Genomic DNA, 14,209 nt, shown 5'->3' on the forward strand with positions numbered 1-14,209 from the left:
TGCAACCGCGCACCATGCCGCGGCCGTTCAGCCTGCACTGCAACAAATACGTCAGTACTTCTTGCACTCCGGGACCGTGCGGCTCGGCAGGCCGATCTTGGCGAACACCGCCGGATCGTAGCCCAGCGTCTGGTTGACGTTCGGGATCACCTTGACGACCTTGCTGAACAGCGCGCCCTTGCCGTCATCGACCACCTCGGTGACGAAATTGGTGCCGATCGCCTGGCGGTTGGAGTCGAGCTTGATCTTGCCGTTCGGCGCGTCGATCTCGATCTTCGCCAGCGCGTCCTTGAGCTTGGCCTGGTTGTTGGAGAGATCGCCATTGACCTGGCGCAGCGCCAGGATCAACGCCATCGTCGAGCCGTAATAGTTGGTCGCGAGCAGCGAAGGGCTCGGGAAGCGTTTGGCCGGCGGGAAGGCATCCTGATAAGCCTTGACGAATTTCTGCCAGCCCGGATCCTCCCAGGTATCGGCCTGGCCGCTGGCGGCGATGGTGCCGATCAGAGCGTTCTTGGCGTTGCCCTTCGACGACAGGATGGTCTGGTCGATCATGATCGAGCCGCCCATCAGATGCGCCTTGCCGCCGGCCTGCTGATACTGGTTGAGGAAGTTGACGGCATCGGCGCCGCCGAGGCCGAGATAGATCGCGTCGACGTCGTCAGGCAGCGCGGCGATCACGGAGGCAAAGTCCTTGGTGCCGAGCGGCACCCATTGTCGGTTGGTGACCTGGCCGCCGGCGCCGCAGAACTCGAGCACCAGGCCAAATACCTGGGTGTAGATGAAGGAGTAGTCCTCGCCGACGGTCGCGATCTTGCGATAGCCCTTGGTCTCATAGGCGTATTTGCCGAGGCCGACCTGCCACTGCGCGCCGTCCATGTTGTAGCGGAAGAAGTTCGGCGCCGGATCGACATAGGTCGTTTCCTGCGCGCCGGAGGCGGCGTTGACGAAGGTCAGCTCCGGATGGGTCTTGGCGAAGTTCTTGACCGCGATGCCTTCGTCGCCGGACAGCGGCGACAGCAGGATTTGCACCTTGTCCTGCTCGATCAGCTTGCGCACCGCGCGCACCGCGGAGTCGGGCGTCGCGTCGGTCGAGGCGACGACGAATTCGAGCTCCTTGTCGCCGATCTTCTTGCCGAGCACGTTGAGCGCCGTCTGGAAGCCGCGCATGCCGTCCTCGCCGAGCACCGTGTAGGTGCCCTCGAGCGTCGCGGTGACGCCGACCTTGATCTTCTCCTGAGCGAACGCCGTGCCCGAAAGCAACAGGCTGCTCAACGCAATCAGTCCCAAACTGCCTTTCAACATCGCGCTCCTCCCTCTGCGTTGTCGCCGGCGTCCACTTGGCGTGCGAAGGCTGATGGGCGTCCGGTTGTTGCCGGCAAAGCTAGCCGAAGGCGGGCGCGGCGCGGATGTCGTCGGCGCCAATTGGCTTAACGGGCAGTCTCATTTTGATTGTTGCGCCGCAGCGCGGCTCGCGGTGCAATGCCGCGGAGCTTGTTCGGTGTCATCAGCGGGCAAGCTGGTGACCAGTATTCCAGAACGGTCCTGCTTGAGCCGCGAGGTCACGGCGCACTGGATGCCCGCATGTGCGGGCATGACACCGGAGAGAATGCCGTCCATGGCTCTCTCCGCACGTCGTCCCGGCTTTCGCCGGGACCCATACGCCGCGGCGGGTGTCGTGAACGGGACTCGTCGTTCCACATCGTTCAACAATCACGCTCGGTGGTTATGGGTCCCGGCCTTCGCCGGGACGACACCGAATGTATTGCGCTGCCGGTGAGTCATACTTCCGCGCTCTCGCGACATGATCTGTCCGAGCTTTGCATCTCGTTTCGCCACTCCGGAAACAGAGGGCGCAGGGAAAGCCGGGTGCCGATCGCACCCATGGGTCCCGCGTAATAAAAAACGCGGGAGGTAAGACCACGGCCGCGGGGGCGTGCGCCGTCGGGCAAAGCAGTGGCAGGGTCCGGATTGGTTAATGCGCCCACGCAACGCGTTGCCCGATGACGGGCTCTGCGTTGATCGGCCACGGCAGCAGACTGCCGGCCCGACCTGAACCTGTCCCTCTGCATTTGCGGATTGGATCGGCCGAGCTTGCACTCTGCTTTTAACTGGCGACGGTTCCGGCATCAGCGCCATGGAATCGTGATGACGCATGTAGCGGATTGTCCGCAAGATGCGGTTGCCGGAACCGATGGTGGCGCGCATCGGAGAGTCGATAACTGCGACGAACGTCGAAGTTCCCCTACGTTTGCCCAACATTGTCCATCATGAGTCTATCAACTTCGCGTGTGGTGCCTGTTGAATGCGGAGACAGGGGATCGCCGGAACCCGAGGTGCACAGACTCGGGTCGCGTCAACAGGCAGGCGGAGCGGAACAATCAAGCAAATCGTGGTGCGACGATGCCTGCCGCCTTTGCCGGGGCGGGCAAGGCGGAGGTATTTCATCGCTGCAGCGCGGCGCGTTCTGCGTTCGGCGTGCGTCGCTGTCGTCGGTTGCTCGCTGTGCGAGCAGGCTCACGCGCTCGACTTCTTTGGCCTGTTCGGTTCCGACGATCCGCCGCCGGTCAGCGCCACGACGCTGTCCTATCGGCTGGAGATCGAAGCCAAGACGCCGGAGGGCAAGAACGATAGCGACGCCGAACAGGCATTGCGCGATGCCGCCGGCACCTATCGCCTTCGACAGGAACCGCCGCCGGACGGGGAAGGTCTCGCGCGCCGGCTGCAGGCGGATATCAATCCGCTGCTCGATGCCCTTTGGGGGCTTGGCCGCTACAACGCCCAGATCGATGTGACGATAGATGGAGTTCCAATCTCCCTCGACGAGATCGGGCTTGCCGCGGCCGCGCGCCGGGCCGACAGCTTTCGCAATCGGACCGTTGTGCCCGTCAAGGTCATCGCGCGACTTGGTCCGTTGTTCAAGCTGCGTGCCGTTGATGTAGACTATCCGCGCGACCAAGCGCCGCAGGGATTGCCGCGCCGCGCGTTTGCGCTGAAGTCCGGCGATCCCGCGATCTCTGCCGACCTGCGCGCCGCGCAGGTGAAGCTCGTCGACTGGTTCCGCAGCAACGGACATCCGCTCGCGAAGGTCGCCGACGTCAAGGCCACCGTCGATCATGGCACCGCCGCGATGGACCTTCGGCTGCGGGTCGAAGCGGGCCCCAAGGCCGGCATCGGCGCCGTGACGATCTCGGGCGGAGACGTCGATCCGAGAGTAGTGGCCACGCACGTCTACCTGAGGGAAGGCGAGCCTTATTCGCCAGAGCGGCTCGCCTTGGCGAAAACCTCGATCGCAAAGATCCCGGCCATCGGGGGAATTCGCGTCCGCGAGGCGGACCAGCTCGATGAGAATGGCAATCTGCCGGTCTTCATCGATTTGACGGAAAGGCCAAGGCACGCGGTGGGCCTCTCGGCGAAATATTCCACCGTCGATGGTCCCGGCATTGCTGGCTACTACGAGGATCGGAACATATTCGGCGGCGGCGAGCGCCTGAGGCTCGAAGCGTCCGCCTCGCTTTTGCAACGGATCGACGGCACGTCCTTCACCGGCTTCAATAGTCTGAGCGGCTCGGATTTCGGCGCACGCTTTACCGGCACCTTCATCAAGCCGGGCTTGTTCGGTACGGCCAACGATCTACTGATCGAGGCCACTGCGTTCCGCGAGCGTGTCGGCAACAACGACCTCGGCGGTTACACTGACGACACGGTGCGCGGCACATTCGGCGTGATCCATCGCTTTTCGGAGGCGGCTTCGCTGCAGGCCGGTCTCCAGGTCGAGCAATCGAAATCGCAGGACGTGCTGGGGCGGGTCGATGCGACATTGATCGGCTTCACGGCGACCGGCCGCTACGACACGACAGACAATCCGCTCGACCCCACGCGCGGTGTGCGCCTCTCGGCGACCGTCAATGCCTATCCGAAGCTGATGGGTTCCACGATCGATCTGTTCGAAGCGCGGGTTGCGGGCTCGGCCTATTATGCGCTCGACGAGCAGGCCGACTACGTGCTGGCGGGTCGGTTGGCCGCAGGCTCGCTTGCGGGCGCGCCGCTCGACCAGATTCCGGACGCACATCGCTTCTTCGCTGGCGGCGGCGGATCCGTACGCGGTTACGGCTTCAACACCATTTCGCCGATGATGTTCGGTCAAATCACCGGTGGTCGCAGCCTGATCGAGGGCTCCGCCGAGGTGCGGGTCAAGATCACTCCCACCATCGGCCTCGTGCCATTCTTCGACTTTGGCACCGCCTCCCGATCGTCCCTGCCAGGCTTCGACGACTATGTGGGCTACGGCGCGGGACTTGGGTTGCGCTATCTCACGCCGGTCGGCCCGATCCGCCTTGACGTTGCGACACCGCTGAACCCTCGCCCCGGCGACAGCCGTTACGCGATCTATGTCAGCATTGGGCAAGCCTTCTGATGCGCATCCGACGGCTGTTCATTATCGGTTCCGCCGTCGCGGCCTTGGGTCTCATCGCTGCCGCGGTGCTTGGTGTCGTTCTCTACGGAATGGTGGGCGGGAGCGGCGAGAACCAGCAGGATGTGCTGGCCAGTCTCGTCTCGCGGACGCTCTCGACGCCGGCGACCCAGGTCCATGTCGGCGCCGTCGATGGTGTGCTGTCCTCGGATGCAACGGTCCGCGACGTTAGCATCACCGACAAGGACGGTGTCTGGCTGACGCTCGACAAGGCGCGCCTCGTCTGGCGACGCAGCGCATTGTTGCTGGGGCGGCTGGAAATCGACCGTCTCGAGATCGGCACGCTTGAGATCAGGCGAAAGCCGCTTCCGTCCGACCAGCCTGCCGCCGAGTCCGATCAGCCGATGCTGCCTGACCTTCCGGTGAAGGTGCAGGTGAAGGCTTTCGACCTGCGGGCCCTGACGCTGGGACAGTCGATTCTGGGTGAAGCTTTGAGTGTCGCGGCGACCGGCAATACCGAGCTCGGCTCGCCCTCGGAAGGGCTCGTCTTCAACCTCGATGCCACCCGCAAGGATTTTCCGGGCCACTTCAAGGCCGCTCTCGCCTACGTTCCGCAGGGAAATGCGCTTACCCTCGACGTCACGCTCGACGAGCCAGCCCACGGACTCATGTCGAAGCTCGGCCATCTGCCGGGCGAGCCGCCCGTCACATTCGCACTGGGAGGCAAGGGCACGCTCGACAGCTTTCGCGGTGCCCTGAAGTTGCAGGCCGGCCCCACGATCGATGCGACCGGCACGATTGCGCTTGACCGAAACGGCGCGGCCCGAGTGCTCGCAACGCGCCTTGCCAGTCACCTCGAACCGTTGTTGCCGGCGATCGCCGCGCCGGTCTTCGCGGGCGAAACCCATCTCGACAGTACGACGCATTTTGGTGACGACGGCAGCGTCGCCCTGGACGGGCTGACGCTGACGAGCCGTCTCGCACGGCTCGACGCGAAAGGTCTGCTCCGAGCCGACAAGGTCGTGGATTTTGCGGCTTCGATCCGCGCCTTGCCAAGCAACGGCGACGTGACCGAGACTGACCAAGGCTCGATCCGCAGCCTCGTCTTCAACAGCCGCGTCAACGGCCCAATCAAGGCTCCCACAGCATCGGTCAAGCTCGCGCTGTCGGGTGCTCATCTGCCGGACGGAGACGTCGAGACGCTTGATGCTTCGATCACGGCCGTTCCTCGTGCCGAGGCCAGCGATCCCGCAACGCGTATCATCCTTGACGCGAACCTGCGCGCTTCCGGCATCGCGCCACGCGACGCGAGTTTGGCGGCCGCGATCGGCAACACCGCGTCGCTCGTGCTCCATGGCGATACGGACCTGGGCGGCCGCGCCAGGATCGAGCGTCTCGGGATCGGCACATCAACGGTTCAGGCCACCTATACAGGCGATGTCAGCGCCGATCGCCTGAATGGCCGGGCAACCGGAACCGTGCCCGACCTCGGCGCCTTTGCCGACCTTGCCGGGTTGAAGCTCAAGGGTTCGGTGGCGTTCGGCCTCGATCTCGACACGGATTTACAGCGTGGCAGCTTCGATATCAGAATGTCAGGTGCCGGCGAGAAGCTTGCGACGGGACTTGCGGCGCTCGATGGGCTCGCGGGGGCGCGGCTCGCACTGGCAGCCGACATCTCTGCTGACGGCCGCGACACTTACACGGTCCGCGACGCGTCGATCGATGGTGCCCATGTTGCGGTTCGCGCCAAAGGAACAGTGACGCGCGACTCGAGCGACCTGTCGGCGCGTGTGGACCTGCCGGATCTCTCGGCGGCCGATGCGCGCCTCACCGGTGCGGGAGCTCTCGACGTCGGCCTGACCGGCGGGCTCGCGCATCCCGGGGTTTCGTTCGCGGCTTCGGTGGATCGCGCCACCGCCATGCGGCGTCCGATTCCGCATCTCGGGCTCGCCGCGACGGTCAACGACATCAACGGAGTCTGTGCCGTCGAGGCCAAGCTCGACGGCTCCGTCGACGGCAAGCCAGCGCGCGGGATTGTTCAGGTGAGTCGTCGATCGTCGGAGCCCGACGATCGCGCAGCTCCCGCCTTTGCCGGATGGCAGGCAAGGACCATCGACATCGCGATCGGGTCGGTATCTCTGAAGGGAGCAGCGACGATTGACGCACAGAGATTCGCCAGCGGGCAGATTCGCTTCGCAGCCGGGGCGCTCGCCGATCTCTCGCCGCTTGCCCTTACAGAGCTCGCCGGTTCGGCCTCACTCGACCTTGCCGCTTCGGCCGATGGCGGCCAACAGTCGATCCGGCTTGCCGGCAAGGGCGCGGGAATCCGTGCCGCGGGTGCGGCCGTCCGCAGTTTCGATCTGCGCGCCGATGGCGCCGATCTCTACAGCCATCCGGTGCTCAATGCTGATGCGCAGGTCAATGGTGCCGAGTTCGGCGGTCAGACAGTCTCAAACGTCACGCTGGCGGCCGCGGGCAATGCCGATGCGAGCACGATCGGCCTGTCCGCCAAGGCTGCCGGATTCGATCTCGATGCCGCGGGTGCACTGACCACCAGGGAGCGGGTGCGGTTCGATCTCAACCGCTTCACCGCGCGCCGTGGCGCCAAAGCGATTGCGCTGCAGGGCCCCGCGGGCTTCACGCTCGACGATGGCACGGTGTTGATCGAGCATCTGGCGCTCGGGATTGGACGTGGCCGCTTCACGATGGACGGCAAAGCCGGTCAGGTGCTCGACCTTAAGGCCATGGCCAGCGCGATCCCGCTCGGCGAGGCCGATGTCGCGATACCCGGTCTGGGCCTGAGCGGGACCCTCGACGCGTCAGCGGCCATTGCGGGCTCCATGAGCGCGCCGACCGGCCAGTACAAGGTCGCGGTCAAGCAGCTCACCGCGCCGCAGACCAGAAGCGCCGGCCTGCCGCCGATCGACGTTGCCGCGGACGGACGGCTCGATGGCAGCCGCGCGAGCCTGAACACCACAATTGCCGCGGGAAGAGCCGGTGCGATCGCGGCGTCGGGCACGGTGCCGCTCGACGCCACGGGTCCGATCGTGCTGACCGCGAAGGGCCGCCTCGATGCCGCCGTCGCCAATGCCGCGCTTTCCGCCTCCGGCCGTACCGTGTCCGGCAGCGTTACGCTCGATGCCCGTGTCGGCGGCACACGTACCAAGCCCCAGATCGGCGGTGTCGCCACCATGAGCGGAGGTACCTTCCGTGACAGCATGCTCGGTACGCGCCTTGATGCCGTCGAGGCGAAAATCACCGCCGAAGGAGAGCGCATCGTCGTGGAGCGCCTGGCCGCGGTGACGCCCAACGGCGGTACGTTGTCCGGCTCCGGTGAGGTACGGGTCGCCCCGGATGCAGGTTTTCCAGGCACGGTCTCGATTCGCGGTCAGCAGGCGACGCTTGCCTCCAGCGCGCTGGCGACCGCGCAGGCCAATCTCGCCATTGACGTCACAGGCGCCCTGGCACGCGATCCGCGGATCGTCGGTCGCGTCGACTTGACTCGCGTCAACGTCGATATTCCGGATCGCGTGCCGTCGACGCTGAAGCCGATCGACGGCATCAACCATGTGAACGCCTCGGGGCAGGCCGCTGCACGGCTCGCAGCTGCGCGCAAGGCCGAGACGCCGAAAGGCAACAAGAAGCGTCCGGCGATCTTCAACGCCGCGCTCGACGTGACAGTTTCGGCGCCGAACCACGTCTTCATCCATGGCCGCGGGGTAACCGCAGAACTCGGCGGCTCCGTTCATGTCGGCGGCACGAGCAACGCGCCGGTTCCGAAGGGGGCTTTCTCGCTCTATCAGGGCAAGCTTGTGGTGCTCGGAAAGACGCTGACCTTCACCAAGGGCAATCTCTCCTTCAACGGCGATCTCGCGCCCGAGCTCGATTTCGCGGCAGAGATACAGGCCTCTGACATCACCGCGCAGGTCGGAATCTCGGGCCCGGCGGCCGCGCCGGTCTTCGCCTTCCATTCACAGCCCGAGTTGCCGCAGGACGAGATCCTGTCGCACATTCTCTTTCAGAAAGCTTCGGTCAGCCTGACGACCTCGCAGGCCGTGCAGCTCGCAGGGGCCGCGGCTCAGTTCGCCAGTGGTGGCGAGGGAACGGTGGACCGCATGCGCCGCTCGCTCGGGGTCGACAATCTGGACGTGGGCGCCGGAGCGGGCGGTCCGATGGTCGGCGCCTCGCGCGCGATCGGCGACAGGCTGAGCGTGGGCGTGCGGACGGGCGCGAGCGCCAGCCAGTCAGGAGTGTCGGCCAATGTCGACGTGACGCGCCATATCCGCGTCGAGTCGGATGTCGATGCGAAGGGCTCGACATCCGTCGGAGTCGGCACGCGATTCGAATGGTAAGGGCGACCGAGATCGCGCCTCACTTCGTGGTGTAGCCGCCGTTGACCAGGATGGTCTGGCCGGTCATCCACCAGCCGTCCGACACCAGCAGGCGGATCCACGGCACGATGTCCTTGATGTCGGTGAGCCCGGTCCTGGAGAAGCCCGACAGCGCCGCCGCCGATTTGTGATAGGCGACCGCGTCCGCGCCTTCGGCCGGATAGAAGAACGGCGTGTCCATCGGTCCGGGTCCGATCGCGGTGACCGAGATGCCGCGCGCGCCGAACTCTTTTCGATGCCGCGCGGGTGAAATGCTCGACCGGCGCCTTGGTCCCGGCATAGGCCGCATAGAACGGCGTGTAGGCGCCGAGCAGCGACGTCACCAGCGTGCAGATCTTGCCGTTGTCGTTGACGTGGCGGCCGGCCTCCTTGAGGAAGAAGAACGCGGACTTGGCGTTGACCGCGCTCATCGCGTCATATTCGGCCTCCGAGATCTCGATCATCGGTTTCTTCAACACCTTGCCGACGGTGTTGATCGCGATGTCGGGGCGGCCGATCGCGGCGACCGCGTCGGCGAACAGCTTCTCCATCGCGCCTGCTGTTGTGAGATTGGCCTGGAAGGCGACCGCCTTGCTGCCTGCGGCCTGCAGCGCCGCCACCGTCGCGTCGGCATCGGCCTTGGTGGCCGCGCTGTTGTAGTGGATCGCGATCGCAGCGATTCCGGTCTGATCGCAGCCGCTCGGCGATCTGACGCTGATGAATGTCGCAGGCCCCGGATATCTCGCACGCCGCGAACGCCCGACGATCTCGGCGCGCATTGGGCGGTCAACTACGCCTCGCCCTCCACCGGCCGCATCGAGGAGTGGGAGTGGAGCGAGCAGGGCGCAACGCGCACGATCGCGATGCGTGGCCGCGTCACCGTCAACAGCGCCGAGGCTTATATCGCCTGCTGCCTCGCCGGCCTTGGCCTGATCCAGATTCCCGCCTACGACGTGAAGCGGCACCTCGATGCCGGAGAGCTCGTCGAGCTGATGCCGCGGCACCGCGCCGCGCCGATGCCGATGACCTTGCTCTATCCGCACCGTCAGCATCTATCGCGGCGGCTGCAGGTGTTCGCCGACTGGCTGACGGATTTGCTGAAGCAGAAGCTGCTCGCGGCGGGGTAGGGCGCAGGCTGGTGTTCCCGGTCGGTGGGACGTATAATCCCTGTGCTCGTGACGGTAATCTGATGACCACTTTGGTAAGCAAACTCGGCCCCGCAATCGCAGTGTTGGCGCTGTGCCTGAGCGGCCAGCAGCAGGCCAGTGCCCAGGCCGGCCCGGTGCGCTACTGGACGCCGGGCTCGCTGTTCGGCTTCGGCGGCAGCCTCGCCGACGGCCAGAAGGCGGATACCTACGGAAACTTTCCGAGCTTTGACGCCGCCGGCGCGCAAGGCGGCGATTTTTCGTATCTGAACGGCCGGCCCGACGGCTGGTTCGCCGGCAGCGAAGGCGGTCGCGTCGGCTGGAACGCGCTCGGCCAATCGGCGGCGTTCGGCTCGCTGGAATATCAGGGCGCGCAGTTCGGCTACAATTTCAGGGGCGTCGGCAATACGCCCGTGACCTTCTTCGCCGGCTTCGACACGCTGAAATACAATCCGCCCGGGGCCGGCGGACCGCTGGCGCCGTTCAGCGGCAATCCCGGCGTCAACGCCGGCTATTCTGCGCGCGCGGGACTCGAGTTCCGGCCGACTTCGAATCTCAGCCTGTCCTTCGGCGCGAGCTTCACCCAGCAAGGGGCGGAGCGGATGGACAGCGACATTCATTCGCAGCTGCTGCCCGGCCAGTCTCCGGTCCTGTTCGGCGGGCGCTGAAGCGCGATGAGAATCGTCATCGCGCCTTATCTCCTTGTTTGAGCATGATCTTTTCGGAACCGCTTCGCACTTTTCCGGATCATGCTTTAGCGCGTCAGCGCAAGACGGCAGCGCTGCGCTCCTGATTCAACCAGAACGTCACAACCAAGAAGGCTCGAGCTCACGGGCACAGTCAGGATCGAAAACATGGACATGCAGGGCAAGATCGCACTCGTCACCGCCGCGGCATCCGGCGCCGGCCGCGCCGGGGCACGCATCCTCGCGCGCGAGGGCGCGGCGGTCGCGGTGGTCGACCAGAACGAGGCCGGCGCGAAGGCGGTGGTCGACGAGATCAAAAAGGGCGGCGGACGCGCGCTGGCGCTGACCGGCGATCTGCGCGACGACGGCTTTGCGCGCGACATCGTCACGGCAACCGCGAAGGAATTTGGAGCGCTCGACTGCGTGTGGAATCACCTCGGCATTCCCGGTCCGTCCGTGATCGACGATCTGGAAGGCTGGGATCTCAGCGTCGATCTCAACCTGCGCTCGCAGCTGATCACCACCAACGCGGCGCTCGGCCAGATGACCGCGCGGCGCCAGGGCAGCATCCTGTTCACTGCATCGACCTCGGGCCTGGTCGGCTCGCCGTGGAGTCCGACCTATTCGGCGGCCAAGGCCGGCGTGATCGGGCTGGCGCGCGCGCTCGCCAAGCGCCACGCCAAGGACGGCGTCCGCGTCAACGCGATCTGCCCCGGTGCGATCGACACGCCGATGCTGCGGGTGTTCGTCAACCGGCCGGACCAGCCGGGCCACAACGAGGCCGATCCAGAGGAGCTGATCAAGGCCGCGGTCACCCGCAATCCGATGGGCCGCGCCGCGCGTCCCGAGGAGATCGCGGAGGTCGCGGTGTTCCTGCTGTCGGACAAGGCGTCGTTCGTCACCGGCATCGCGATGCCGGTCGACGGCGGGACGGTGGCGTAGCGTCTTCCAGGAATTGCCCTAAAGCATGATCCGGAAAAGTGCGAAGCGGTTTTCCGAAAAGATCATGCTCAGACAAAGAGCTAAAGCGCGATGACGATTCAACCTAATCTCATCGCGCTTTAGAACTTCGCCCTGATGCCGGCATAGGCGGCGAGCGGCATGCCGGGCACGAAGGTGCGCGGATCGGTCAGCTGCGCCATCAAATTGGGCGCGGCTCCGGCGCTGGCAAAGCCGCCAGTCTCGTAGAACGCGCCGCCGAGATAATAATGCTGGTTGAAGACGTTGTTGATCAGGCCGAACACCTCGATATTCGGCGTGATCCTGTAGGAGGTGTGCAGGTTCACGACCGCGTAGGCCGGGACCTTCTGGCTCTGGTTGGTGTCGTCGCCGATCAGCCACTGGCTGCCGACCACGTTGATGTCGGCGCCGACCTTCCATGCGTCGGTGGCGAGGTACTCGACACCTGCCTTGAAGCGGTGCGCCGGAATGCCCGGGATATGGTCGCCCGGCTTGACGTTGATGAACCGGACGTCGTCGTTGTTCGGGTCGGTCAGGGCGTTCGGGTTGTCGGGAGCCGGCAACGTGTTTGCGCTTCGATAGGTCGCGTCGATGAAGGTGTAGTTGGCATAGGCGTTCCAGCGATTGACGCGGTAGTCGAGCTTGGCTTCGATGCCCTGCCGCAGGGTCTGTCCCGCATTCTGGAAATAGCCGAAATTGCCTGTGCCGATGGGGCTCTGCACCCGGATGATGTCGTCGTCGGACAGAGTGTGGAATGCGCCGAGGCCCCAGCTCAGCACGCCGGTCCTGGCGTCGTTGCCCCAGGTGCCGCGGAAGCCGGCCTCGATGGTGTGCGACACCACCTGCTTGAGCGGCGGATCGGACACCAGGAAGGAATCGATGACGCAGGGGCGGGCCGGATCGGAGCAGCCGAGCTCGAGCGGCGTCGGCGCGCGGTTGGCCTCCGAATAGCCGGCATAGAAGGTGAGGTTCGGGGTGATCTTGTAGGTGCCGCCGATCACCGGGTTGAGGCGCTGGAATCGGTTGCTGCTGTTGAGCTGGTCATTTGTCCCGGTCTGGTCCTGCAGATCGATCTGGGCATAGTTGAATCGTCCACCAGCAGTGACCGAGAACCTGTTCGTTACGTCGAAGGTATCGGTGAGATAGACGCCGGTGTAGGTGTTGGTGGCGCGCAAGTCGACCGGGGCGAGACCGGCATCGGGCTGGTTGATGAAGATGCCGGTGCCGGTCACGAACAGGTTGTTCGGATCGATCGTTCCGAGCTCGCTGGTCGCCGTGAATTTCGTGTTGCCGTGGTCGACGCTGACGCCCATCACGACGTGGTTGTCGTGTCCGAACAGCTTGTCCGAGTTGGTCAGCTGGGCTGTGCCGCCGAAGCTGTTGGTCGCGGCCCGGTTGCGGTCGACTTCGCCAAGGAAGGCATTGCCCAGCGTGTTCGGAACCGAGGGACCTCCCGCCGGACCGAAAATCGGCAGGTCGTCGCCGATGCACAAACTGTCTCCCCCGTCGCAGGCATGCACGTCGGTGCCGTTGCCGTCGACATGGGTCTGCCGGAAGCCGCGGAAATAGGCATTGCCCTGGAAGGACCAGGTATCCGAGAAATTATGGTTCAGCGTGGCGTTGACGAAGGCGAGCTGAAGCAGCGTCGTCTGCGGCCAGGTGTAGACGCTCGACCAGCGCTGATTGAGCATCTGCACCGGCGTTGCCGCAACGTTGCCGAGCAGGTTGCTGGCGCCGGTGAAATTGACGTGAAATTCGGTGTCGTCGTTGCGTGCGCCAACGTCCACATACATGCGGTTGATGTGCGACGAATTGGCGTAGTCGCGCCAGCCGCGATCATACGCGGATTCGAACGCAGCGTAGGCGGAGATGTTGTCCCTGTGGCCGCCGGCCTGCACGCTGCCCTGCACGCGCCCGTAAGAGCCGCCGAACAGTTCAGCCTCGGAGCCCTGATAGGTGAAGCCGTTCTTCATCTGGATGCTCAGCGCACCGCCGATCGCGTTGAGGCCGAACACCGGATTGTTGGGAAACAATGCGACGCTGTCGATAGCCTTTTCCGGGATGAAGTCCCAGTTGACCACGTCGCCCCAGGATTCGTTGATGCGCACGCCGTTCTGATAGACCGCGATGCCCTGCGGCGTGCCCTGGACCGGCGAGGCGGTAAAGCCGCGGTAGTCGAGGTTGCGCTGGAACGGATTGCCGGTCTGGTCGCCGAGCGTGACGCCGGGCAGCTTGCGGTTCACAGCATCGAGGAAGTTGGTCGAGTAGTTGTGGCTGAAATCCTGCGTCGTCATCACCGCGGTGTTGGACGGGACCTTGTCGCGATCAATCAGGGTGGAGTCGCGGTCGGAGGGGCCGGGTGCAGCGGTGCCGACATCGGGGCCCGCTGCCGGAGCAACAGGTCCGGTTCGGGTTCGCGCGGTTCGCGTGGTCCGAACCACCGGCCGTGCCGTCGGCCTTGCGCTGCGGGTGCCGGCCAGAGGTGTGGGCGCAATCACGTTGACGGGCGGCAGTTCAGTGGGGACCGGATCGGCCGTCTGAGCATGCAGGACAGTCGATGGCAGTGCAGAGCCAATAACAGCCAGCACGGCCGCAGCGCCTCGCGTATAGACCGAAGAAGACAAAGACCGTGTTGCC

At 65.1% G+C, this 14,209-nt stretch carries 7 protein-coding genes and 2 pseudogenes; 5 read left to right on the top strand and 4 right to left on the bottom strand.

The features are described 5' to 3' along the window. Window positions 1-51 precede the first annotated feature (51 nt). The gene (locus J2R76_RS35125) at window positions 52-1,302 is read right to left on the bottom strand and encodes an ABC transporter substrate-binding protein (protein WP_028333311.1); all 1,251 of its coding nucleotides are present in this window, start codon (window positions 1,300-1,302) and stop codon (window positions 52-54) included. Between the two features lie 138 nt (window positions 1,303-1,440). Further along, window positions 1,441-1,617 (bottom strand): hypothetical protein, encoded by a 177-nt coding sequence (locus J2R76_RS35130; protein WP_229191099.1) that lies wholly within the window; start codon window positions 1,615-1,617, stop codon window positions 1,441-1,443. A gap of 772 nt (window positions 1,618-2,389) precedes the next feature. Here J2R76_RS35130 and J2R76_RS35135 point away from each other — a divergent pair. Further along, on the top strand, window positions 2,390-4,414 hold the full coding sequence (locus J2R76_RS35135; protein ID WP_229191098.1) for an autotransporter assembly complex family protein: 2,025 nt from the start codon (window positions 2,390-2,392) through the stop codon (window positions 4,412-4,414). Continuing rightward, a complete protein-coding gene (locus tag J2R76_RS35140) occupies window positions 4,414-8,763 on the top strand; it encodes a translocation/assembly module TamB domain-containing protein (protein WP_253625527.1) in 4,350 nt (1,449 codons plus the stop codon). The genes J2R76_RS35135 and J2R76_RS35140 overlap by 1 nt, the downstream gene beginning before the upstream one ends. A gap of 19 nt (window positions 8,764-8,782) precedes the next feature. Here J2R76_RS35140 and J2R76_RS35145 read toward each other — a convergent pair. Beyond that, window positions 8,783-9,464 (bottom strand): annotated as a pseudogene (locus J2R76_RS35145) (SDR family oxidoreductase); the annotation flags it as partial. Here J2R76_RS35145 and J2R76_RS35150 point away from each other — a divergent pair. From J2R76_RS35150 to J2R76_RS35160, 3 genes and pseudogenes are all read left to right on the top strand, one after another. After that, window positions 9,456-9,908 (top strand): annotated as a pseudogene (locus J2R76_RS35150) (LysR substrate-binding domain-containing protein); the annotation flags it as partial. The pseudogenes J2R76_RS35145 and J2R76_RS35150 overlap by 9 nt on opposite strands. Before the next feature lie 62 nt (window positions 9,909-9,970). Beyond that, complete coding sequence (locus tag J2R76_RS35155) at window positions 9,971-10,594, top strand: hypothetical protein (protein ID WP_168855389.1); 624 nt, start codon at window positions 9,971-9,973, stop codon at window positions 10,592-10,594. A gap of 186 nt (window positions 10,595-10,780) precedes the next feature. Then, complete coding sequence (locus J2R76_RS35160; protein ID WP_253589241.1) at window positions 10,781-11,554, top strand: SDR family NAD(P)-dependent oxidoreductase; 774 nt, start codon at window positions 10,781-10,783, stop codon at window positions 11,552-11,554. Between the two features lie 119 nt (window positions 11,555-11,673). Here the strand turns inward: J2R76_RS35160 and J2R76_RS35165 are convergent, their stop codons facing one another. Further along, window positions 11,674-14,160 carry a TonB-dependent receptor domain-containing protein gene (locus J2R76_RS35165; RefSeq protein ID WP_309143560.1) on the bottom strand — a complete coding sequence of 829 codons (2,487 nt, stop codon included), beginning with the start codon at window positions 14,158-14,160 and terminating at the stop codon, window positions 11,674-11,676. Window positions 14,161-14,209 lie beyond the last annotated feature (49 nt).

Source organism: Bradyrhizobium sp. USDA 4532 (genome assembly GCF_024171315.1).
GTDB classification, from domain to species: domain Bacteria; phylum Pseudomonadota; class Alphaproteobacteria; order Rhizobiales; family Xanthobacteraceae; genus Bradyrhizobium; species Bradyrhizobium australafricanum.